The sequence below is a fragment of the Agrobacterium sp. GW821-FHT14E08 genome (genome assembly GCF_058803865.1).
Genome location: NZ_JBXAPJ010000003.1, coordinates 392,846 through 413,991 on the forward strand (window position 1 = coordinate 392,846; position 21,146 = coordinate 413,991).

Consider the following 21,146-nt stretch of genomic DNA (forward strand, 5'->3'; position numbering starts at 1 on the left):
AGGATGCTGGCGACCATGCGGTAATCGGACGGCCTTGCAAGGCCGAGGCAAAAATAAAAGAAAATCAATGCTGTTTCTGGAAAGTGGTACCCCAAGCCGGGCCGCTGATTTTGAGAAAAATCAGCGGCTTGTGATTTTGTTGGACACCCGTTCTTTCCACACAAACGTTAGGTTTTTTCCAGAAGTGTCCAAACGCTTGACTCTCCCCTAAAGTGAGAACATTTATAGAACAAACGAGAGGCCGAGAGATATGTCTGACGCTGAAAAGATCATTGTAGTACAGTTCAAAAAGGGACACGGCGGCATCGTTCCGGGCGATATGCATCCAGCGTCCAATCAAGCATCCGCTGAAAAAATGGCAAGCGCCTTGGCATCGCGCCCTGTCGGTGTTGCGGCCTACGCCGTGACCGTGGACGAGGAAAGCAGCAGTATGGCAACCCGCGTCTGTTAACTTCGCACGGATAGATTGCCGAATTGATGCCAGACGGATTTACCGGCGCGCGGGCCTTTTCATAACAAGGAATATTTGAGCACCTGAAATAAGGGAACGATACCAAAGGGCGAAACGATACGCCGTTAGGTCAATTTATTTAAAATCTCTGGCATTCAGCATATACATAGATTGATAGCCACGCGCGTAAGCCTTTTTTGCCGCTTCGAGAATCGAACCGCGTGCTGCATCGAATGCTAACAGGCACTCAGAACTGATGTTCGATGAGCTTGATTGCACGAGTGCAGCAGCCTCAATGAAAAACCGTACCTCTAGTATGCCGTCGTACCCTAGAAACCGAACGGCGTTTCTGGTGTCGTCGAAACTTCGACTGCGATTTGGAAAGACTAGAGTCATGGCTGAGCTTGTTACCTACTGGTGCAGCCGATTGGTGGCAGTCGGCCTTGGGAAATCAAATCGGCAGATGGGCCGATCTGGACGATGACGAAATCCGCCGGACGCAAGGAAGGTAGTCTTTCCACCTTTGGCGCGCGCCCTATCGGCCCTCCTAGTTCGTTACGGCGGTGCTCCCTAATTCGGCGTCTTTCCGTATCGCATTGTCGATCTCCGCCGAGGACACTTGCAAGAACTGCCGTTTGACCGTTTGAGCGGAAATTGCAGGTATCTCAAGGTGGGTCGCCACTCGCCTGTAGGCCGTAAAACTCAGACCTTCAATGAGTTCTTCGTCTACGACGAGACGATACGTTCCTGCGTCTAAAGGTGCCACCAAGCTACTTAGTACAAACGCGTGCGCGAAAGTGATCTCGCTGATTGTTGTTCTCTCTATCATGTCCCTAGTATCCTCTGTTCTATTGCATTGCCTATCGCGGACAGGCGCAATGAGTGATGGGGAACTGCCAACCGCTCTTCTTGGTCAGAACAGCTTTGGACTGTGATGAGGATGACCGAGGGGGCCACGTATCGCGCCGCCTTCATTTTCCCAAGACTGCTCCTCCGCTTCAATTGATCGGGTACGCCCCTTCCGGGATATTCGAAGCACGTACCTCATGTCGCGGGGTAATCCACGAATGGCATAGGGGGCAAGCGCCGACTGATAAGAGGGTCGATGCAAAGTCGCCCTCCCAAGACGGCGTTTTAGTTGGGCTGCGAGTGCATCTGCGGATTTCTCGCCCGCAAGAAACAGTCTCATTACGAGAAATGCGGCCGTGTTAAATTGTCGCTGATCATCACCCAACAATGCGGCGTTATAGCCAGCATTCTTCAAGATTGACTGGATTATCTCCATTTCCTCGGGGGAGATGCCAGAAAAGTTGGAATCGGAAGACATCTCGTCCTCCTCTTATTGGGGCTAGGGTAACCCGCCCTTAATCAGTAGCGCCCGTAACATGACTACTGACAACTCAATACTGCGCCTGAATGGCGCCTAACGCAAGCGAATAAGGATTTTCATAGCTGGTGGGAGTTTATTGGACACTTAGTGCCGGAAAACCTAAGAAAATCAATGCGATTTTTAGGTAGTGGTACCCCAAGCCGGGATCGAACCAGCACTCCTTTCGGAACCGCATTTTGAGTGCGGCGCGTCTACCAATTCCGCCATTGGGGCAACGGTGGTAATGCCACGGCGTCTATCATGGTCAAGGCCATGCGTGCAACCCCAAAGCTGACTTATCCTTCGTAATTGCGCGCGTTTGCGGCCACCATTCGCTCTCTTTACGGGGCCTGCAGAGAAGGTGCGGGCGGCCTCGTCCATCCCACATCGATACACCTGTAGTTGCGTCGGCAATCTAATATTAGGCACCTCTAATAAATTAGAATATACGCAATTGCTAATTGAATTATGATGTCCGGGTGGAGTTTCCACGCGGGGCGGGAATGGCCTAACTCATATGGAGGAAACTATGAGGGCGCTTTCTCGCAATTTATTATTGTCTGCCTGTCTCATCCTGCCGGTCAACGCTCATGCGCTGGATATCGGGATTGGCGGTGAGAATGGGGTGAATGCCAGTGTGGGCGGCAATGGCAGCGGCGGGCTCGGTGTCGACGCCTCCGTTGGCGGCAGCGGCGGCGTGAATGCAAGTGCGGATGTCGGTGGCAGGAGCGGCGGCGGGCTGGGTGCGGATGTCAACGCTTCGGTCGGTGGCAGCAACGGCGTCAATGCGGACGTCAATGCTTCCGTTGGCGGATCGAGCGGTGTCAACGCGGGGGTTAATGCCTCGGTTGGCGGCTCAGGCGGCATCAATGCCAATGTCGGCGCCAATGTGGGTGGATCGAGCGGTCTTGGCCTTGGGGTCGGGGTTGGTATCGGTGGCTCATCCACGAACCCCGGAAATCCCGGTAACCCGGGCAATCCATCAAATCCCGGTAATCCGGGAACGGTTTCCCCCGGTGGCATGCGCAATGCCATACAGGCCTATAATGACATGTCACGGACCGAGCAGATCAAGCTCGCCCGCCGTTGCATCGATATTCTGGGCGGCGGCTACGATGCGGCCCTGACGCAATTGTGCAAGATGATCCGCACCGCTTCACGCTGATCGGGTCTGATACCGCAGCATCGACCGAAGGACGCTATCCGCGTCCTTCGGTTTTAATTGCCCTTGCGTCCGAAGGACAGGATCTTCTGCCGCAGGCTGCGGGCGAGGTTGCGGGTGTTGCGATACATGTCCACCTGCGTGGAAACCTGCCGCACGTCGCGGTCGCTGTTCTGGGTCAAACCCACAACCAATGTGCCCATTTCCTGACGCTGTTGCCAGAAGCGGCTCATGATCGGATGGTCGGGCACCGCACAGCTGTCGCTGCGCATGATATTGGCGTCGTCCAGATGCCAGCCGGTCAGTTTCTGAACCAGCAGCTTGCCGGGAGAAAACTGCCCGTAGTTTTCGTCAAAGGCAGTTTTCCACGTATAGGCCTCGCCGGCCGTCAAAAAGACGACCATGGATGCAATCGCGCTGCCGTTGAGATCGATGGTGTGAATGCGCACCGCATCCGCTTCGGCCAGATTGGTGATCGCCTCGCGGGCGAAGGCGGCGCGATAACGGTCATTGACCAGCGCGGTGCGTTTGCGGCCTTTCCAGCCGCTCGCCTCCAGCGCCAGGAATTCCTCCATGCGGTAGCGTATGTCCTTCGGCTGACGGGCAACCGTATAGGATAATGTGCCGAGCTGCTCGAGTTGCCGCCACTGCCGGCGCATTTCCCGCATATGGTGCGGCGCGAGCGAGTTGCGCAGATAGGCCTCACCATCCAGAAGGCTTTCCAGAACCGGCCGCTGATAACTTCCGGTCGTGGTCAATGGCAGGTTGCGGCTGATGGCGATGGCCCTGAACATGCTGGCGAAAGGCCCTTCAAGCCGCACATCCGGCAGCACGAGCACATTCGGCAGGCGCATTTCCGGATCGGAGAGCGCGTCGAAAAGATTGTCGAGCGTTTCCGCAGCGCCTTCGGTATCGACCAGCGGTGTGCCGAGAGGACCGAAAGGGTTCGCCCAGACGCGGATAATGGAAGGACCAATGGAAAAGCCCGGCTTTTCGACGGTAAAGGGCATCAGAAAACGCATGCGGCTTCTGGCGCCGTTTTCGTCGCGGATAAGGGCGAAGCGCACGGACTTGTCGTCGATACGCGGCATGGCGGGCGCAAGAAGCCGCCCGGTGAAGAAGACATTCGCTTCCATGACGCGATTGGACAGGAAGTCGAGTTCCTCCTGCATTTCATAACCGAGCTGGCCCGGATAGATACAGAATTCGCGGCCGTCGCGTCCCACGCGCCGGCTGCTGTCTGCAACGGGGCGGTCACGCTCCGCAGACGCCATCAGCGCAGCAATGCGCGGGTCCTGAAAATCCGGATTCTTTGGGTCGCTGGACATGCTTATCGTTACACCGCCTTCCCAGTGTCTTGACCCGCCCGGGGATCGTTGAAGGCAAAAAGGACGATCCCGAGTGTACGGCGAATGGCAATATGCAATAGCACAGCTTCTATGCACATGGCTATCGCGACCGCCGCCGCGGCCCCTGTCAGACCATAGACCGGAATCAGCGCCATGTTGAGCAGAATGTTGCAACCGAAGATAATAATATAAAGCGCTACGCACAATTTTTGTTTGCCGGCCATATTCAACAGCGTTTCTCCGGGTCCGATCAACGCTTTTGCAAGGAAGCCGGCAAAGAGGAAGAACATCAACTCGTAACCCTGAACGAAGCCCGGACCGAACAACGATAGCAGGAACGGACCCGCCAGAAGCACGACGCCGCCCACAGCCAGTGACGGCCAGAAAGCCCAGCGCGCCGCCTGGCTGGCGAAGCCCGCCAGGCCCTGCCTGTCATTTGCCGAAATCAGGGCGGCGAGGCGCGGCGCCGCCGCTGCCTGTACCGAGAAAAACACGAATTGCATCAGCACGATGGTCTTTGCCGCGGCAAAATAGATACCGACCTGATCCGGCGGCAGATAAAGACCGACGATCACCACATCCGAATTGGTCATCAGAAAGCCGATGCCATCGATCAGGAAGACGGGAAAGGCGAAGCGCAGCCAGTGCCGGAAATGCACCTGGCGGGTAACGCTGCGGAAATGCCGGTTGAGCCTTCGGTTCATAAAGGCGAAATGGAAAAGCGTGGTCACATAGGTGGCCATAAGGGCCGTCAGCATCGCCGTCGTTGCGGTCTTTTCCGCGCCGAGGCCGATTGCCACCAGCATGAACAGCAGGATCAGCACGGGACGGACGATATAGGTGGGGCTGAGCGCGGAAATGGCCCAGCCATTGGCGCGTGCGGTGCCGTTCAGCACGTCCCCAAGCGCCACCATTGGCAGGGTGAAAAGCGCCAGCGCAACGGGAATGAGGTAATAGGCTGCGATCCGCTCGCCGAAGAAATACAGGAAGATGAAGCCGAAAAGCGCCAGAGCGCTGGCCGAAAGCATGGCGAAGATGCGCGCCGTCGAGGTCAGCCCCATGATCTTGTCATGGGCCTCTTCCAGACGATAGCCGGGCAAAAAGCGAATGACGGTGGTGTGGAAGCCAAGACAGGACAGATTGCCGAACAGGATCACCAGAACCCAGACGAAGGCGAACAGGCCGTATTCGAATTCGCCCATAAGGCGGGCGAGGATGATCTGGGAGATGAAGGCAATGCCGGCACTGACGATGCGCACCGCAAAAGCGACCAGCGCCATGCGCTGGGCGCGGGAGACATCATCTCCGCCGGACACAATGGCAGCGATTTTCGCTACCAGCGGCGCGAGTTTCGCACGCAGGCCTGCGGGCAGGGCTTTTTCCGCCGTGTTGAGGATAGCCATGATCCACACGCCATCATTTCCAGTTGAGTGGGCAACCCGATTATAAGGGCTTCATCATTAACGAAGGGTGTGGGAGGCGGGGACTTGTGTGCCAATATCGTTTGCCACCGGCGGCCTGCGGATGCCGTTGAAAAGAAAGAGGGCAAGCGGACTGCACCGTATTGCCTGGTGCAGCATATAGGCCGTTGCCGTGGTGGCCACGACGATGACGCCGAATTCCAAGACAGGCGGCAGTGAAATCAGGATGAAAAGCGTGCCGAAGGCATAAATCAGCGGATGATGAAGCAGATAGATGGTGAAGGAGGCATCCGTCATCCGTTTGGCAAGCGGGCTGGGCCTGTCAAAATAGCGGCAGGCAAGGTCGATCAGGAGCCGGCTCGTCGTCACGGCTGCAATCGCCGAAACCAGTACCAGCGGCGCCGAGTTTGAAAAAGGGTTTTGCAATCGCAGCGTTACCGCCGTCGCGATGGAACCGGATGCGACGATACCCGTGAGAATGCCGGTCTGGCGAAAGCGGTGAAACAGGCTTCGGTCACGGCGCAGCAGGGCCCCGATTAAAAAGAATGGCAGATAGCGCGCATAGGGGTCGGAGGCCCGTTCATAAAGAAGAAAAACGCTGTTTTCGCTTTTCGCGGCAAGCAGGTCGGAGCCATAAACCAACAATTCCCACAGAACGGGGAGGGCGCAGAGGGCGGTGAAGAACAGGCGCGGATATCGGTCATTCACCCTGTCGAGCCAGTCTTTTGCATCTGCAAATGGTGGTTGCTCCAGGAGATGCATGAGGCCCGCAAGCAGCGCCGAATAGGCGAGAAGGGCAGGCAGGAACCATAGATGCATGATCCACTGCTCGCTCGGCTGCAGCAGATCCGGCAGGTTCTGCATCATTTCGCCGGCAGTGATGTCGCCCTTGGCAAGTTCCGACAGTTTGAGCATGAAAAGCTGTGATGGCCCAAGCAGGAGAACCGCCACGACGAAGGGTATGCCGAGGCGAAGGAAGCGCTGTTTGAGCCAGCGCATCCTGCCTTTTTTGCCGATGACCATGACCGAGAAATACCCGGCGACGAGAAAAAACGCCGGCATGCGGAAAGTCACGAATGCCGCACCGAGCGCGCTCAGAAGCGGGCTGGTCTCGAAATCTTTGATGTCCCAGGGCAGGGCGTGGCTGTAGAGCAGGGAGGCGTGATAGGGAATGCCGAGCAGCATCAGGAGAGCCCTGAGTGGGTCCCAATAATGCTCATAGTCTGAATTGCCCGGTTGCATTTTTCCCTCGCGTTGAAAACGCGATCCCGTGTGATCTGTTACGACCGGCACGACTATTAGTGGAAAACGCTAATAAACCCTTCATGCCCCCGATGGCGTGGGCGGTGCTTTCCTGCCGGGCAGGAGATCGAGCACCAATGCGCAGCCCAGTATGATGATGCCGGCGCCAAACAGCTGGGGAAGCGACAGGGGTTCATCGAGCACCAGGGCGCCGACGAGCACCGCGACGACAGTTACGGCGAACTCCACGCTGATCGCCTTGGTCGCGCCGATGGAGGAGACAAGCCGGAAATAGGTGATGTAGGTGAGGCCGCTCATGACGACCGCCTGGATGAGGAGATATCCGTAATCGACAAGACCCGGCGTTCCGGGCAACGGTACGGCGAGAAGAAGCGGGAAGGTCATCAGGCCGCCGGTCAGGAAGGAGCCGATGGTGATTTCCCAGGAGCCCACCCCTTTCAGGTGAAGGCTCGCATAATTGCTGCCATAGGCGGCGCAGATGCAGGCGGCGACAGCGGCGGCGCAGCCGATGATGAAGCCGGTGGTAACGGGCACGGCGGGAAAACCAACAAGCAGGACAATGCCGGCAAAACCAATGACGAGACCCGCAATTCCCTGTCGCGTCAGCCGCTCGATCCCCCATATCTGCGAAATGAGCATGGAAAAAAGTGGGATTGTGGCGACCAGAATGGCGGCCATTGCGGTGCCGATCTGGGGTGTCGCGTAGGACAGGCCGATCAATTGCCCAGCGACCGTCGTTGCGCCGACAATTGCAAATGCCCGCCAGCCCGCAGAAAATGTGAGCTTCCGGCGCGCCGCGAGCGCGATGAGAAAGAGGGCCACGGCGGTCATCAGCGAGCGAAGTGTGACTGCGCCTATCCAGCCGAAGGCGGCCACAACATGGAGAAGCAGCAGGAAAGACACACCCCACGCGAGTGCGAGAAAAATATAGGCGGCGAGATCGCGAGGGGCCATGGGGGCAGTTTCCAGCAGATGATCCGGCTCCCATATGGAAAGTGCCAATACCAGTCAACACCCCGATCGGCGGCAACGATCCGCCACAAACAAAATCGCCCGTAACGCGGGTTACGGGCGATTTTTCATTTCTGGTCGACCGGGCTTAGGCCTGTTCGTAAACGCCGTGGCAGTGCTTGTATTTCTTGCCCGAACCGCAGGGGCACATTTCGTTGCGGCCGATACGGCCCCAAGTGGCGGGGTTTTCCGGATCGCGCTCCTCGCTCGGCACGAAAGCAACCGGCACGACTTGTCCGCCATGCGACATCTCGTCTTCGCCCGTGACCGGGTCGAGGTGATGTGCGGTCATTTCCGGCAGTTCCGGCTGCTGCGGTTCCTGCTGCACCAGCTCCACGCGCATTAACTGGGCGGTGACGCCTTCACGCAGATTGGCAAGCAGTGCCTGGAACAGCTCGAAGGCTTCCGCCTTGTATTCCTGCAACGGATCACGCTGGGCGTAACCACGGAAACCGACGACGGAGCGCAGATGGTCGAGATTGACGATATGTTCGCGCCACAGATGGTCGATCGTCTGGAGAATGACCGAACGTTCCACATAGGTCATGATCTCAGGACCGAAACGTTCCGCACGCTCGGCGGCGTATTTGTCGGCCGCCTCGGTAACGCGCTGAAGAATGTCGTCCTCGGCGATGCCTTCTTCCTTGGCCCATTCCTCCACCGGGAGGTCGAGGTTCAGGAACTGGGCGATACCCGCCTTCAGGCCGGCGATATCCCACTGTTCGGCATAGGCATTTTCGGGAATATGCTTGGCGACGAGCGTTTCGATGACTTCATTGCGCATGTCGGCTGCGGTTTCGCCGATATTGTCGGCTTCCATCAGCTCGAGGCGCTGATCGAAGATCACCTTGCGCTGATCATTCAGCACGTCGTCATATTTCAGAAGGTTCTTGCGGGTCTCGAAGTTGCGGGCTTCGACCTTCTTCTGGGCGCGTTCCAGCGCCTTGTTGATCCAGGGATGGACGATGGCCTCGCCTTCCTTCAGACCGAGCTTCTGCAGCATCGAGTCCATGCGCTCGGAGCCGAAGATGCGCATCAGGTCATCCTGGAGCGACAGATAGAATTTCGAGCGGCCGGGGTCGCCCTGACGGCCGGAACGGCCGCGCAGCTGGTTGTCGATACGGCGGCTTTCGTGGCGCTCGGTGGCGATGACGTAAAGACCGCCGGCGGCAAGCGCCTTTTCCTTGAGCACCTTGATCTCGGCGCGGATCGCCTCTTCCTTGGCATCAAGCTCGGGACCCGGCTCCATGCCTTCCAGCTCGCGCTCGAGGCGCATGTCGACGTTGCCGCCAAGCTGGATGTCGGTACCGCGGCCGGCCATGTTGGTGGCGATGGTCACGGCGCCGGGAACGCCGGCCTGCGAAACGATATAGGCTTCCTGCTCGTGATAACGGGCGTTCAGGACCTGGAAATCGGTAAAGCCGGACTGGCGCAGCATATGGGCCAGAAGTTCGGATTTTTCGATCGACGTGGTGCCGACGAGAACCGGCTGGCCGCGTTCATGCGCCGCCTTGATCTCGGTGATGATGGCCAGGAATTTCTCCTCGCCGGTGCGGTAAACCTCGTCATCCTCGTCGATACGCTGGATCGGCAGGTTGGTCGGCACTTCGATGACATCGAGGCCGTAGATGTTGCCGAATTCTTCCGCTTCCGTCGATGCCGTACCGGTCATGCCGGCAAGCTTTGAGTACATGCGGAAATAGTTCTGGAAGGTGACGGAGGAAAGCGTCTGGTTTTCCGGCTGGATCTGCACCTTTTCCTTGGCTTCCAGCGCCTGGTGCTGACCTTCGGAATAACGGCGGCCGGGCATCATGCGGCCGGTAAACTCGTCGATGATGACGATCTCGTCGTTGCGGACGATGTAGTCCTTGTCGCGGGTAAAGAGCTTGTGGGCCTTCAGCGCGTTGTTGATGTGGTGGACGATGGCGACGTTTTCGATGTCGTAAAGCGATTCGCCCTTCAGAAGGCCCGCCTGACGCAGCAGGTTCTCGAGCTTCTCGGTGCCGTCTTCGGAGAAGTTGGCCGAACGCTGCTTCTCGTCGATCTCGTAATCTTCCGGCGACAGAAGCGGAATGAAAGCGTCGATGGTGTTGTAAAGATCGGAGCGATCGTCCAGCGGGCCGGAAATGATGAGCGGCGTGCGCGCCTCATCGACCAGGATCGAGTCGACTTCGTCGACGATGGCGTAGTTGTGGCCACGCTGCACCATCTGGGCGCGATCATATTTCATGTTGTCGCGCAGATAATCGAAGCCGAGTTCGTTATTTGTCGCGTAGGTGATGTCGCAGGCATAGGCCTCGCGGCGCTGGTCGTCGTCCAGGCCGTGCACGATGACGCCGGTCGTCAGGCCGAGGAAGCCATAGAGCCTGCTCATCGTGGCGGCGTCGCGCTTGGCGAGGTAGTCGTTGACGGTAACGACATGCACGCCCTTGCCGGCGAGCGCGTTGAGGTAGACCGCAAGGGTCGCCACCAGTGTCTTGCCTTCACCGGTCTTCATTTCGGCGATGGCGCCGCCATGCAGAATCATGCCGCCGGTCAGCTGCACGTCGAAGGGGCGCATGTGCAGAACGCGGCGCGACGCCTCACGGGCGACGGCGAAAGCCGGGATCAGCAGGTCATCCAGCGTCTTGCCATCGGCAAGCTGCTGGCGGAATTCCGCCGTCTTGGCCGCCAGCGCTTCGTCGGAGAGTGCCTTGGTGGCCTCTTCCAGCGCATTGATGGCTGCGATCTTGCTTTTATAGGAGCGGACGCGGCGATCATTTGCCGAACCGAACAACTTGCGGGCTATTCCGCCGAGACTGACCATCTTACTGGCCCTTTCTGAAATTCCGTTTTGCCGGGCGCTGTTCTCCGTCACGCTGTTTTCAGCACAAATGACGGACTTCGCCCTTCAACGTATCTGGACGCGAGGTTGCGTGACAGATAAGAGGGGGGGCAAATGATGTCAACGGTTCTGCCCGTTACAGAATGGCCACAATCCGGTGTTTGGAAGTTTTTTCAGAGCCGGAAACCATGTCTGGAGCCGGCATTGTCCCCGAAAGGTTCAAAATGTTGCGCTATAATAAAATTGCGGCTGCGGTGATTGTGGCCACGCTCGGCCTCCAGCTTCCGGCTTTCGCACAGGAAGACAAGGTTGTCGCCAAGGTCGGCGATCTGGAAATCCACCAGTCCGAACTCGACCTCGCCATGGGCAATCTCGACCCGCAGCTCGCGCAGCTTCCCGACGAGCAGAAGAAGGTTGCAGCCCTTTCCGGCGCGATCGACGTCAAGCTTCTGGTGAAGAACGCCAGCGCAGAAGGTCTCGAAAAGACCGAGGATTTCAAGAAGCGCATGGAATTCATCCAGGACCGTGAGCTGCACAATGCCTATTTCCGCAAGCATGTGGTCGATGCCGTTACCGCCGACGAAGTGAAGGCGCGTTACGACAAGGAAGTCGCAGCCCTGCCTCAGGAAGAAGAAATCAAGGCCGCCCACATTCTGGTCGCGAGCGAAGATGAAGCCAAGGACATCATCAAGCAGCTTGATTCGGGCAAGGAGTTCGCAGCCCTCGCCAAGGAGAAGTCGACCGATTCCAACAAGGATGACGGTGGCGATCTCGGCTGGTTCGGCAAGGGCCGCATGGTGCCGGAATTCGAAGAAGCCGCTTTCGGCCTCGAAAAGGGCGCCTACACCAAGACCCCTGTGAAGACGCAGTTCGGCTTCCACGTCATCAAGCTGGAAGACAAGCGCATCGCTCCGCCGCCGGCTTTCGAGCAGGTTGAGCCGCAGGTTCGTCAGCTTGTCATGCGTGACAAGTACGTTGCCCTCATCGAGAAGGCAAAGGCTGACCAGAAGATCGAAATCATGGATGAGACGCTTAAGAAGGGCTACGACGAAGCCACGAAGGAACAGCAGGCTCAGCCGCAGCAGTAATAATGACCCATGTTACGGGGCGGCTTACAGGCCGCCCCGTTTCATCTCAGGCATTCCCATACCTCTCTTTTCCAGAATTTCAGGCGCTTCCCCATGTCCGTTGCCGTTTCCCCGCTCGCTCCGAAATCCTATCCCGAGATGCCCGCGCTGCGCGGTGTTCGCATGGCGACGGCTGCCGCCGGCATCAAGTACAAGAACCGTACTGACGTTCTCCTGATGGTATTCGACAAGCCGGCAAGTGTGGCAGGCGTCTTCACCAAATCGAAGTGCCCCTCGGCCCCCGTTGATTTCTGCCGCGCCAATCTCGGCGGCGGCGTAGCGCGCGCCGTGGTGGTCAATTCCGGCAACGCCAACGCCTTTACCGGTGTCAAGGGCAAGGCGGCGACCGAACTGACGGCGAAATCTGCCGCCGCCGCCGTCGGCTGCTCTGAGGGTGAAGTGTTTCTCGCATCGACGGGCGTGATCGGCGAACCGCTCGATGCCTCGAAATTTGCCGGTGTTCTCGGCGACATGAACGTCAGGGCGGAAGCCGATTTCTGGCAGGAAGCTGCCAAGGCGATCATGACCACCGACACCTACCCCAAGGTCGCGACCCGCACAGCCGAAATCGGCGGCGTGATCGTGACGATCAACGGTATTTCCAAGGGGGCGGGCATGATTGCCCCCGATATGGCGACGATGCTCTCTTTTGTGGTGACGGATGCCGATATTGAGCCTGCCGTCCTGCAATCCCTGCTTTCCGCCGGTGTCGGCCCAACCTTCAATTCCGTGACGGTCGACAGCGACACGTCCACGTCAGACACGCTGATGCTGTTTGCCACGGGTGCGGCGGCTGAAGATGGCCAGGTGAAGGTGACGAGCGCCGATGACGAGCGTCTGTCCTCCTTCCGCGCTGCGCTCAACGATCTTTTGAAGGATCTGGCGTTGCAGGTGGTGCGCGACGGTGAGGGTGCGCGCAAGATGGTGGAAGTCACCGTCACGGGTGCGGAAAACGATGCCGCCGCCAAGAAGATAGCCCTGTCCATCGCCAATTCGCCGCTGGTGAAGACCGCCGTTGCCGGCGAAGACGCCAACTGGGGCCGTGTCGTCATGGCTGTCGGTAAATCCGGCGAAATGGCCGATCGTGATCGTCTTGCCATCTGGTTCGGTGACGTGCGTGTGGCCGTCAATGGCGAACGCGATCCCGCCTATTCGGAAGCCGAGACCACGGCCGTGATGCGGCTGGAGGACATTCCGGTGAAGGTGGATATCGGTCTCGGTCAGGGCACCGCCACTGTCTGGACCTGCGATCTGACCAAGGAATATGTTGCGATCAACGGCGACTACCGGAGCTGACCGTTGGAGCCGAAGAGAATGCAGGAAAACAAGGCCGTCAATCTGCCGCTTGTTCGCCGTCTGGAAGCCGTCAGCTTCCGGGCATGGCCGGCCTCGTCGGTGATGTATGATGGCAGCTGGCAAATTCGCCTCACGGGTTCGCACCCCTCCAAGCGCATCAACTGCGTGGTGCCGCTCGACCCTTCCGATTACGGCAATTGCGCGGTGCGGCTGGAAAAGGCGCGCAAGCGTTTCGAGGATTTCGGCCGCCAGCTGGTGGTGCGTGAAACGACGCTGATGCCGCCGCTGCTCAAGGCTTTTCTCTTGGACGATGGCTGGTCCGTTTTCGAAGAGGTCAAGGTCATGACGGCTGATCTTGCCGGCATGGAATTGCCGGAAACCCTCGTAAGCCTGCCTAGCCACGATATTGGCCGCTTTGTCGAAGCGAGCATCAAGGTCAGCGATGGCGACCCGGCCCAGAGGCCGGCGATTGCGGAAATCGTCAGCTCGATCAAGCCGACGCTTGGCCTGTTCATCAACGAGGAAGTTGAAGGCAGCGCGCTTGCGACCGTCATCTGCGTGCAGGACAACGATCTGGCCGGCATCCTCTCGCTCGATGTTGCCAGGTCGCAGCGCCAGAGGGGGCTTGGCACCCAGATTCTGGCCTCAGCGCTGCGGTGGGCCAGGATCAGCGGCGCCAAAAGCGCCTGGTTGCAGGTTGTTTCAACCAATGCACCCGCGATTGCGCTTTACGAAAAATTCGGTTTCAGCGAGGCCTATAGCTATCGCTACTGGCGCAAGGGTGCGGGAGAATGAGTGAAGCGGGCAAAAAAATCCTGCTGGTCGCCGCCTGTGCCCTGCTCGATCAGGATGGCCGCATCCTTCTGGCCCAGCGTCCGGAAGGCAAGTCGCTTGCCGGTCTCTGGGAGTTTCCCGGCGGTAAGGTGGAGCACGGTGAGACGCCGGAGGAAACCCTTGTCCGTGAACTGGATGAGGAACTCGGTGTGAAAACCAAGGTCGCCTGCCTTGCGCCGCTGACTTTCGCCAGCCACACCTACGAGACTTTTCATCTGCTGATGCCGCTCTATGTCTGCCGTCGTTACGAGGGCATTGCCCATGGGCGGGAAGGGCAGGCGATAAAATGGGTGAAGCCGCAGGCTCTGCGCGACTACCCCATGCCACCGGCCGACGAGCCACTCATTCCCTTCCTTCAGGACCTGCTTTAAAGCGCAGCTGGCGTGCCTCACGCCGTAACAGCTTCGTGAAAAGGCAATGTATCCCGGTTTTGCCGTGCCAAAACGGGGCTGCGTTAAGAGATCGTTCAGCACCCTCTGGCAGATTGTTAATCTAAAGAAGCGGTAAACTGCGCGAGACGAGGTTGGTCATGAACGAGGATTTCTGGAAGACGGTGGAAGGTCGTCACTCTTATTCCAATAAATCCCGTCGCACCGGCGTTCTCAACGTCGCCCTGCTTTTCGGGACGGCGGTGATCGCTCTCTCCCTGATCGTCACCCCCATGCTGGCAGGCAAGTCCTCGACCCGGGTTGCGCAGTTCCCCGATAATTACGACATGATAAGCACCGGCTCCATCAAGAAGACCGATGCCGGCAAAACCTATTCCATCCGTCGCAGCATAACACAGCCGATGCCGGAAATGCCCTGTGTCGTCACTGGCTATAGCAATGAGAGCGGTTGCTGATCGTTTACCATCATCGGTAACGAATCCCTCATGCGCTCGGCCTTAAGATAAATCCGATTTCAATATGTCATAATGCCGGCTGGCTGAGCGCACCGGATGGCGGATGGGGAATATCCTGTGCTGCATTTTTTGATCGGTTTCTATAAGGACGAACGTGGCGCGACTGCGGTCGAATATGGCTTAATTGTCGGACTGATTTCCGCCGCACTCATCGGTGGCGCAACCGCCATCAGCGGCAATATCAATACAGTGTTCCAGCTTATCGCCGACACTTTCGCCAACAGCTGAAACCGCCCCGGTCGCTCAGGACAGTTTTACCTCAGTTGTCTTCAGAGCGTCGGCAAGGCGCATCTTGGCGGAGCCGGGCTTTAGCGGTTTCTGCTGGCTCTCATGCGGCGCCCAGCCTGAAACATAGATGATGGAAAACGTCGCCCTGATCCGCCCGTCCGGATCGGAATAACGCTCGGCGTAAAGTTCCGCTGCCCGCAGGAAAAACGCGCGATTGAGCGGTTTTCTGCTGCGGCTTGCCAGTGGATTGGCCATGCCCATGGCGCGCAGGTCACGCATCAGGGGAAAAATCGAGTCGTAACGTACCGTGTAGGTTTCCGAATCGGTGACAGGGAGCGCAAAACCGGCGCGCTGCAAAAGCGCACCGACGTCGCGCACATCGGCAAAAGGAATGACGCGCGGGCTTGCGCCGCCGGTCAGTTCCGCCTCTGCCGTCAAAAGCACGTCGCGCAATTCCTGCAAGGTGCCGCTGCCGGGAATGGCGCCGAGAAACAGCCCGTCCGGCTTCAATGCCCGCCTTATCTGGATCAACGCACCGGGCGTATCATTGGTAAGATGCAGGGCAAGCGGCGAAACGACGAGATTGGCAGAAACCTCCTCAAGCGGCAGATGCTCCATGGAAGCGGCCTCGGGGATATTACCATCCGTCGTAAAACTGCTCTCCGTCTCGATGCGACGGATGGTATCCACCTTGCCGGTCTCGGCCACGCGCCGGGCCGTGACGCCCGTTCCGCCATGCAGCTCGATTGCGGTCTCGAACCGGCGCTCGACGATTGCGAGCCTGTCGGCAAGCTCCTCGGCTGCCATGTCGAGAAGGAACAGGGCCTTGTCGTCACGCCGGCTCCACGCCCGGTGACGGTTTTGTTCAATCAGGGCCTGGTCAAAGAGAATATCCATCGTCTTGCCTGCTCGGCCTCCATCGCCTTTGGGATCGGCGGGCCGCATCGTTGCTGTCATGCCGCTTGGGCATCGTTTTGCCGGGATGAAACCGGACCATATCGCTCTCGCAAAGGCACCCGTTCGGCGGTAAAGTCAACCTCATGGGTGCTGGCGATGATCTGTTTTCGGGATTGCTGTCGAAGTCCGCTGCCGTGTCGGCGGCGGCACGCGTCACATTGCGCTCGGCCTTCCGTATGGTTTATCCGCCGACCTGCGCCGGATGCGCCCGCATGACGGGCGGCGAGGGCGCCCTATGTCCCGATTGCTGGCGCGACGTCAGCTTCATCGATCGCCCGTTTTGCGAGGTTCTCGGCATTCCCTTTTCCCGGGATCACGGCGAAGGCGCTGTGAGCGCTGAGGCTATCGCAAATCCGCCGCCCTTTGATCGTCTGCGCGCAGCCGCAAGCCATGAAGGAACCGCCCGCAAGCTCGTGCACCGGCTGAAATATCAGGACCGGACGGATCTTGCCCGGCTTATGGCGCTGTGGATGCTGAGAGCGAGTGATGGGACGGTTGACGCCTGTGATTGTATCGTGCCCGTGCCCTTGCATCGCCATCGTTTCTGGCGTCGCCGGTTCAATCAGTCTGCTGAACTGGCACGGCATCTGGCCAAGGCCGCCGGCAAGCCCCTGCTTGTGGATACGCTGTTGCGGGTAAAGCCGACCGAGCGGCAGGTGGGGCTTTCGGCACTTGCCCGGCGGGACAATATGCGCGGTGCTTTTGCAATATCATCCGGTCGGGAAATCGGAATTTTCGGCAAGCGGGTTGTGCTGGTTGACGATGTTTACACCACGGGTGCGACGGTCGGTGCGGCAAGCCGTGCGCTGCGGAAAGCGGGTGCCGCGGAAGTGACCGTTTTGACCTTTGCAATGGCCATTTCCGCGCCTATATGAAGCCTGAATGCGATGAGGAAATTGTGCGCTTCGGCGCATGTTTGCGAGGCTTGGAAAAACATGGCACCGGTGACGATCTATACGCGGGATTTTTGTGGTTATTGCGCGCGCGCCAAGGCGCTGCTGGACAGCAAGGGCGTCGACTACGCTGAATATAACGCCACGACGACGCCGGAATACCGGCAGGAAATGATCGAGAAATCCGGCGGCACGACCTTCCCGCAAATCTTCATCAATGGCGAGCATGTCGGCGGCTGCGATGATCTGCATGCGCTGGAGCGTGCGGGTAAACTCGACATTATGCTGGCCGCCTGATTGGCTCTATTCCGGGCATGGAGGACGTGATGACTTTCAAGGCTGCCGCCATTCAGATGCGATCCGGCGTCGACCCGGTAAAAAATGCCGCCGCTATGGAACGCCTGGTGCGTGCCGCTGCGGCTGATGGTGCTGTCTATGTCCAGACGCCGGAAATGACCGGCGCCATCCAGAAGGACCGGCAGGCGCTGCGCGCGCAGCTGCGTGATGATGACGGCGATATTATTGTCGCGACCGCCGCGCGGCTGGCACGCGAACTCGGCATTCATGTCCATGTCGGTTCGACGGCGATTGCCCGTCCGGATGGCAAGATCGCCAATCGCGGTTTTCTCTTCGCGCCTGACGGTTCGCGTATCTGCAGCTATGACAAGATCCACATGTTCGATGTCGATCTCGACAATGGCGAGAGCTGGCGCGAAAGCGCTGCCTATGAACCCGGCGTCGAGGCGCGTGTCGCCGAACTTCCTCTGGCGAAATTCGGTTTTGCGATCTGCTACGACGTTCGGTTTCCGCAGCTTTTCCGGGCGGAAGCGCTTGCCGGCGCCGAGGTTCTGACGGTTCCGGCCGCCTTCACCCGCCAGACGGGGGAAGCCCACTGGGAAATTCTGCTGCGCGCCCGCGCTATTGAAAATGGTGCTTTTGTCATTGCCGCCGCACAGGCCGGCGTGCATGAGGACGGGCGCGAAACCTTCGGTCATTCCATCATCATCGATCCATGGGGCAAGGTGCTGGCAATTGCCGGCGGCGGCGGTGAAGATATTATCTTCGCCGAGATCGACACGTCGCTCGTGGCTGCCGCGCGCGGAAAAATTCCCAATCTGCGCAATTCCCGCGAATTCGCGCTGGATACGGTTGTTCCCCTGAAATCTGCCGGAGGTGAGGCGGCGTGATCCGTTATGCGCTGGCCTGTGACAAGGGCCATGAGTTTGAAGGCTGGTTTTCCGGGAGTGACGATTTCGACAATCAGTTGCAGCGCGGCTTCCTGTCGTGTCCGGTCTGCAATTCGGTGCAGGTCTCCAAGCTTCTGATGGCGCCTTCGGTCTCCACCGCCCGCAAGAAGGATGAACGCCAGACACTCGCCATGGACACGGCGAAAAAAGAAGCGCTGGCAAAAATCCGTGAAGCCGTCGCCAATATTCGCGCGAATGCGGAAGATGTCGGCGATAAATTTCCCGAAGAGGCCCGCAAGATCCACTATGGCGAGGCCGACGAACGCGGCATCATCGGCCATGCCTCGGCTCAGGATGCCAAGGCCCTGCTGGACGAGGGCATTGAAATTGCACCGCTGCCGGTGCTGCCTGACGACGTTAATTGAACTTCATTCGGTTTTGATATCGACCAATAAGCCGGGTCATCCTCGGGCCTGACCCGAGGATGCATCCCAACGTTCGGAAATCGATGGTCGGGTCAAACCCGACCATGACGGAGAGTTGGGCGCACTAGTTTACGACGGCCTTTTCGCCAGCATCATGTAATTGACATCCATGTCCGGCGAAAGATTCCAGCTGTCCTGCAGCACGTTGTAGAAGACGCCGGTGCGGTGGACGATATCCATGCCGCTTGCCACCAGCGGCCGCTCGAGCTCTTCTGGGCGAACCAGCTTCTCATACTGGTGCGTGCCGCGCGGCAGCCAGCGCAGCACGTTTTCGGCGGCGAAGATCGCGAGCGCCCGGGCTTTGAGCGTACGGTTGATGGTGGCGGCAAACATCAGCCCGCCGGGGCGCACCATTTTCGCGCAGGTGGTGACGAAGAGGTCGACATTGGCCACATGTTCGACCACCTCCATGTTGAGGACGACGTCAAAGGTTTCGCCGGCCTCCAGCAATTGTTCGGCGGTCACGGCGCGGTAGTCGACGGTCACACCGCTTTCCCGCGCATGGGTGGAGGCGATGCCGATATTCTTTTCCGAAGGATCGGCGCCCACGACATCCGCGCCCATACGTGCCACGGGCTCGGAAAGAAGACCGCCGCCGCAGCCGATATCCAGCACGCGCAGCCCTTCCAACGGGCGGTGCGCTTTCGGGTCGCGGCCGAAATTGTCGCAGATGCGGTTGCGGATATATTCCAGCCGCACGGGATTGAATTTGTGCAGCGGGCGGAACTTGCCCGTTGGGCTCCACCATTCCGCAGCCATCGCGGAGAAGCGATCCACCTCGCTCTGGTCGACGGTCGTCTTTGCGGTTTCGCTCATGGTTCTGCTCCATATTGCTGTTGCATTGAAGTCGGATGATTGCCCCCCGAAGTCAAGACCGGCGGTCCATTCCGCCGGCAAATTGTCGGGCGCCTCATTGCCGCAGGTGGAACCGATGGGGCGCCTCATTTGTTTCATGCTGCGTTCATGGAGGAACGCGTATTTTCCGGTCGTGGCAGTATGCGGAACGCATATTCGTCCATCGACAGCGATGGATGCCGACATGGGCAAAGCGGGCCTTTGCTTGAGGAGAAAGAAGTGAAGAAAAAACTGTTTGGCGCAATAGCGCTGGTGGCCATGCTCGCCGCGCCGGCACTTGCCGAAGCCGCGACGCGCGGCTTTGCCACCGCGAATGTGAATATGCGCTCCGGCCCGAGCACGGCCTATCCGGCCGTCGTTGTGATCCCGGCTGGCGCGCCGTTGACGGTGCATGGCTGCCTGTCCGATACGCCTTGGTGCGACGTCTCTTTCATCAGCGGTCGCGGCTGGGTCGCCGGTCGCTATATCCAGACGACGTATCGGCAAAACCGGGTCTATGTGGAGCCGCGCTATTATCGTGATCTCGGCGTTCCGGTGATCACCTTCGAAGCCGGTCGTTACTGGGACCGTTATTACCGCGACCGCGATTTCTATCGCGAGCGTGACCGCTGGCGTCGCCCGCCGCCCTCCGGCGGTTACTGGAATGTGGCCCCTCCGCCGCCGCGTGGCGACTGGGACCGGCCGCGTCCTCGTGACGAATGGCGAGACGGCCGCCGTGACGAATGGCGCGATCCGCGCCAGGGCGGCGGACCGAATGACGGACGCTGGGAGCGCCGTTACGGTGACTGGAACCAGGGTGACAGAAACCAGGGTGACAGGCCACGTCGCGAGGATAATCGCCCGCGCTTCGAAGAGGAAAACCGCGACCGCAATCGCGATCGCCAGCCAAATCAGGACGAAGGTCAGCGCCGTCCCGAACGCCGTCAGTGGGACGACCCACGTCGTGCGCCCGCCTCGGAAAACCCCCAGGGTGGATGCCGGATCGGCGACCCGGGCTGCGACCCGCGCTAAAAAGACAAAGCCCGGCGAGATTTCGTCGGGCTTTTCATATGCTGCTTTTGGCTATCGGTCGGGCGCTTATTTCGCGGCCGCAGCCTTGCGGGCACGGGCCTTGGGTTTTGCAGGCGTCTCTGCGTCCGGAGCGGCTTCAGCGGAAACGGCCTTGGGAGCTGCCTTTTTGCGCTGCGCCGGTTTCGTCGCTTCCGATGTCTTCAAAAGCGAAAATTCGTGTTTTGCCTGTGCCCAGTGTTCCGCATCGCGGCCGTGGGGGTGGCCTTCCTTTTCCCAGAGGGTATAGGCCCGTTTACTGATCCATTCGTTTTCCGAAACCTGCATGCTCGTCTCCCGTTGCTGTTTACAGCGCCTTTGAGAAGGCGACATCCCGCTTGGTCCGGCACACGCTCGACAGGAATCAATGCCGGCATTTCCAAGTTGCATTACATGCCATGATCTTCCGGGCGTCAAGCAAACATGCTGCATTGCGAAAGCGGATTTCAGGCATTTTACGCCGGTGAAAGCGGTTTAGGCGAA

General features: G+C 59.0%; 23 protein-coding genes, 1 tRNA gene and 1 pseudogene. 13 read left to right on the forward strand and 12 right to left on the reverse strand.

What is annotated here, in order from left to right:
- The first annotated feature begins 250 nt into the window (after nucleotides 1-250).
- Nucleotides 251-465: pseudogene (locus tag AC1ROR_RS14535) on the forward strand (hypothetical protein).
- 121 nt (nucleotides 466-586) lie between these two features.
- On the opposite strand, the gene AC1ROR_RS14540 reads toward AC1ROR_RS14535, so the two are convergent.
- The 4 genes from AC1ROR_RS14540 to AC1ROR_RS14555 all read right to left on the reverse strand — a co-directional run bounded on the left by AC1ROR_RS14540 (nucleotide 587) and on the right by AC1ROR_RS14555 (nucleotide 2,054).
- Nucleotides 587-847 carry a DUF1488 family protein gene (locus AC1ROR_RS14540; RefSeq protein WP_309776309.1) on the reverse strand — a complete coding sequence of 87 codons (261 nt, stop codon included), beginning with the start codon at nucleotides 845-847 and terminating at the stop codon, nucleotides 587-589.
- A 151-nt stretch (nucleotides 848-998) separates the two neighbouring features.
- Nucleotides 999-1,280, reverse strand: coding sequence for a hypothetical protein (locus AC1ROR_RS14545; protein ID WP_498589817.1), 282 nt, complete (start codon nucleotides 1,278-1,280; stop codon nucleotides 999-1,001).
- Between the two features lie 84 nt (nucleotides 1,281-1,364).
- The gene (locus tag AC1ROR_RS14550; RefSeq protein WP_498589818.1) at nucleotides 1,365-1,778 is read right to left on the reverse strand and encodes a hypothetical protein; all 414 of its coding nucleotides are present in this window, start codon (nucleotides 1,776-1,778) and stop codon (nucleotides 1,365-1,367) included.
- Nucleotides 1,779-1,969: 191 nt separating this feature from the next.
- Nucleotides 1,970-2,054, reverse strand: a tRNA-Leu gene (locus AC1ROR_RS14555).
- Nucleotides 2,055-2,349: 295 nt separating this feature from the next.
- Here AC1ROR_RS14555 and uppQ point away from each other — a divergent pair.
- Complete coding sequence (gene uppQ / locus AC1ROR_RS14560; protein WP_080837887.1) at nucleotides 2,350-2,985, forward strand: polysaccharide biosynthesis GNAT family N-acetyltransferase UppQ; 636 nt, start codon at nucleotides 2,350-2,352, stop codon at nucleotides 2,983-2,985.
- Between the two features lie 53 nt (nucleotides 2,986-3,038).
- Here the strand turns inward: uppQ and AC1ROR_RS14565 are convergent, their stop codons facing one another.
- The 5 genes from AC1ROR_RS14565 to secA form a co-directional block, all read right to left on the reverse strand.
- Nucleotides 3,039-4,310, reverse strand: a complete 1,272-nt coding sequence (locus AC1ROR_RS14565; RefSeq protein WP_035221352.1) for a GNAT family N-acetyltransferase — start codon at nucleotides 4,308-4,310, stop codon at nucleotides 3,039-3,041.
- Between the two features lie 8 nt (nucleotides 4,311-4,318).
- The gene (uppV, locus tag AC1ROR_RS14570) at nucleotides 4,319-5,734 is read right to left on the reverse strand and encodes a Wzx-type polysaccharide biosynthesis protein UppV (RefSeq protein WP_498589819.1); all 1,416 of its coding nucleotides are present in this window, start codon (nucleotides 5,732-5,734) and stop codon (nucleotides 4,319-4,321) included.
- A 57-nt stretch (nucleotides 5,735-5,791) separates the two neighbouring features.
- Complete coding sequence (locus AC1ROR_RS14575; protein WP_237681104.1) at nucleotides 5,792-6,937, reverse strand: acyltransferase family protein; 1,146 nt, start codon at nucleotides 6,935-6,937, stop codon at nucleotides 5,792-5,794.
- A 138-nt stretch (nucleotides 6,938-7,075) separates the two neighbouring features.
- Nucleotides 7,076-7,969, reverse strand: coding sequence for a DMT family transporter (locus AC1ROR_RS14580; protein ID WP_035221347.1), 894 nt, complete (start codon nucleotides 7,967-7,969; stop codon nucleotides 7,076-7,078).
- A 145-nt stretch (nucleotides 7,970-8,114) separates the two neighbouring features.
- The gene (gene secA / locus AC1ROR_RS14585) at nucleotides 8,115-10,832 is read right to left on the reverse strand and encodes a preprotein translocase subunit SecA (RefSeq protein WP_035221344.1); all 2,718 of its coding nucleotides are present in this window, start codon (nucleotides 10,830-10,832) and stop codon (nucleotides 8,115-8,117) included.
- A gap of 242 nt (nucleotides 10,833-11,074) precedes the next feature.
- On the opposite strand from secA, the gene AC1ROR_RS14590 reads away from it, so the two are divergent.
- The 6 genes from AC1ROR_RS14590 (at nucleotide 11,075) to AC1ROR_RS14615 (ending at nucleotide 15,239) form a co-directional block, all read left to right on the forward strand.
- Nucleotides 11,075-11,938, forward strand: a complete 864-nt coding sequence (locus AC1ROR_RS14590; RefSeq protein WP_035221432.1) for a peptidylprolyl isomerase — start codon at nucleotides 11,075-11,077, stop codon at nucleotides 11,936-11,938.
- Between the two features lie 93 nt (nucleotides 11,939-12,031).
- Nucleotides 12,032-13,273, forward strand: a complete 1,242-nt coding sequence (gene argJ, locus AC1ROR_RS14595) for a bifunctional glutamate N-acetyltransferase/amino-acid acetyltransferase ArgJ (protein ID WP_003500229.1) — start codon at nucleotides 12,032-12,034, stop codon at nucleotides 13,271-13,273.
- A gap of 18 nt (nucleotides 13,274-13,291) precedes the next feature.
- The gene (locus AC1ROR_RS14600) at nucleotides 13,292-14,068 is read left to right on the forward strand and encodes a GNAT family N-acetyltransferase (RefSeq protein WP_498589820.1); all 777 of its coding nucleotides are present in this window, start codon (nucleotides 13,292-13,294) and stop codon (nucleotides 14,066-14,068) included.
- Entirely contained in the window at nucleotides 14,065-14,478 is a 414-nt protein-coding gene (gene mutT, locus AC1ROR_RS14605) for an 8-oxo-dGTP diphosphatase MutT (protein ID WP_003500233.1), read from the forward strand. The genes AC1ROR_RS14600 and mutT overlap by 4 nt, the downstream gene beginning before the upstream one ends.
- A gap of 158 nt (nucleotides 14,479-14,636) precedes the next feature.
- A complete protein-coding gene (locus AC1ROR_RS14610; RefSeq protein ID WP_003500236.1) occupies nucleotides 14,637-14,951 on the forward strand; it encodes a hypothetical protein in 315 nt (104 codons plus the stop codon).
- A gap of 96 nt (nucleotides 14,952-15,047) precedes the next feature.
- A complete protein-coding gene (locus AC1ROR_RS14615; protein WP_035221338.1) occupies nucleotides 15,048-15,239 on the forward strand; it encodes a Flp family type IVb pilin in 192 nt (63 codons plus the stop codon).
- Between the two features lie 15 nt (nucleotides 15,240-15,254).
- Here AC1ROR_RS14615 and AC1ROR_RS14620 read toward each other — a convergent pair whose 3' ends face one another.
- Entirely contained in the window at nucleotides 15,255-16,136 is an 882-nt protein-coding gene (locus AC1ROR_RS14620) for a methyltransferase domain-containing protein (RefSeq protein WP_498589821.1), read from the reverse strand.
- A gap of 143 nt (nucleotides 16,137-16,279) precedes the next feature.
- On the opposite strand from AC1ROR_RS14620, the gene AC1ROR_RS14625 reads away from it, so the two are divergent.
- Genes AC1ROR_RS14625 through AC1ROR_RS14640 form a run of 4 tightly spaced genes read left to right on the forward strand, consistent with a single transcriptional unit; the run spans nucleotide 16,280 to nucleotide 18,701 of the window.
- Complete coding sequence (locus tag AC1ROR_RS14625; RefSeq protein ID WP_035221337.1) at nucleotides 16,280-17,071, forward strand: ComF family protein; 792 nt, start codon at nucleotides 16,280-16,282, stop codon at nucleotides 17,069-17,071.
- Between the two features lie 60 nt (nucleotides 17,072-17,131).
- Complete coding sequence (grxC, locus tag AC1ROR_RS14630) at nucleotides 17,132-17,386, forward strand: glutaredoxin 3 (RefSeq protein ID WP_035221334.1); 255 nt, start codon at nucleotides 17,132-17,134, stop codon at nucleotides 17,384-17,386.
- A 29-nt stretch (nucleotides 17,387-17,415) separates the two neighbouring features.
- The gene (locus AC1ROR_RS14635) at nucleotides 17,416-18,276 is read left to right on the forward strand and encodes a carbon-nitrogen hydrolase family protein (protein WP_498589822.1); all 861 of its coding nucleotides are present in this window, start codon (nucleotides 17,416-17,418) and stop codon (nucleotides 18,274-18,276) included.
- Nucleotides 18,273-18,701: a DUF1178 family protein gene (locus tag AC1ROR_RS14640; RefSeq protein WP_035221328.1), complete on the forward strand. Its 429-nt coding sequence runs from the start codon at nucleotides 18,273-18,275 to the stop codon at nucleotides 18,699-18,701. The genes AC1ROR_RS14635 and AC1ROR_RS14640 overlap by 4 nt, the downstream gene beginning before the upstream one ends.
- A gap of 129 nt (nucleotides 18,702-18,830) precedes the next feature.
- Here the strand turns inward: AC1ROR_RS14640 and ubiG are convergent, their stop codons facing one another.
- A complete protein-coding gene (gene ubiG / locus AC1ROR_RS14645) occupies nucleotides 18,831-19,577 on the reverse strand; it encodes a bifunctional 2-polyprenyl-6-hydroxyphenol methylase/3-demethylubiquinol 3-O-methyltransferase UbiG (protein ID WP_035221428.1) in 747 nt (248 codons plus the stop codon).
- A gap of 258 nt (nucleotides 19,578-19,835) precedes the next feature.
- Here ubiG and AC1ROR_RS14650 point away from each other — a divergent pair, with 258 nt between their 5' ends.
- Entirely contained in the window at nucleotides 19,836-20,627 is a 792-nt protein-coding gene (locus AC1ROR_RS14650) for an SH3 domain-containing protein (protein WP_498589823.1), read from the forward strand.
- Between the two features lie 66 nt (nucleotides 20,628-20,693).
- On the opposite strand, the gene AC1ROR_RS14655 is transcribed toward AC1ROR_RS14650, so the two are convergent.
- Nucleotides 20,694-20,951, reverse strand: coding sequence for a DUF2934 domain-containing protein (locus AC1ROR_RS14655; RefSeq protein ID WP_035221324.1), 258 nt, complete (start codon nucleotides 20,949-20,951; stop codon nucleotides 20,694-20,696).
- Nucleotides 20,952-21,146 lie beyond the last annotated feature (195 nt).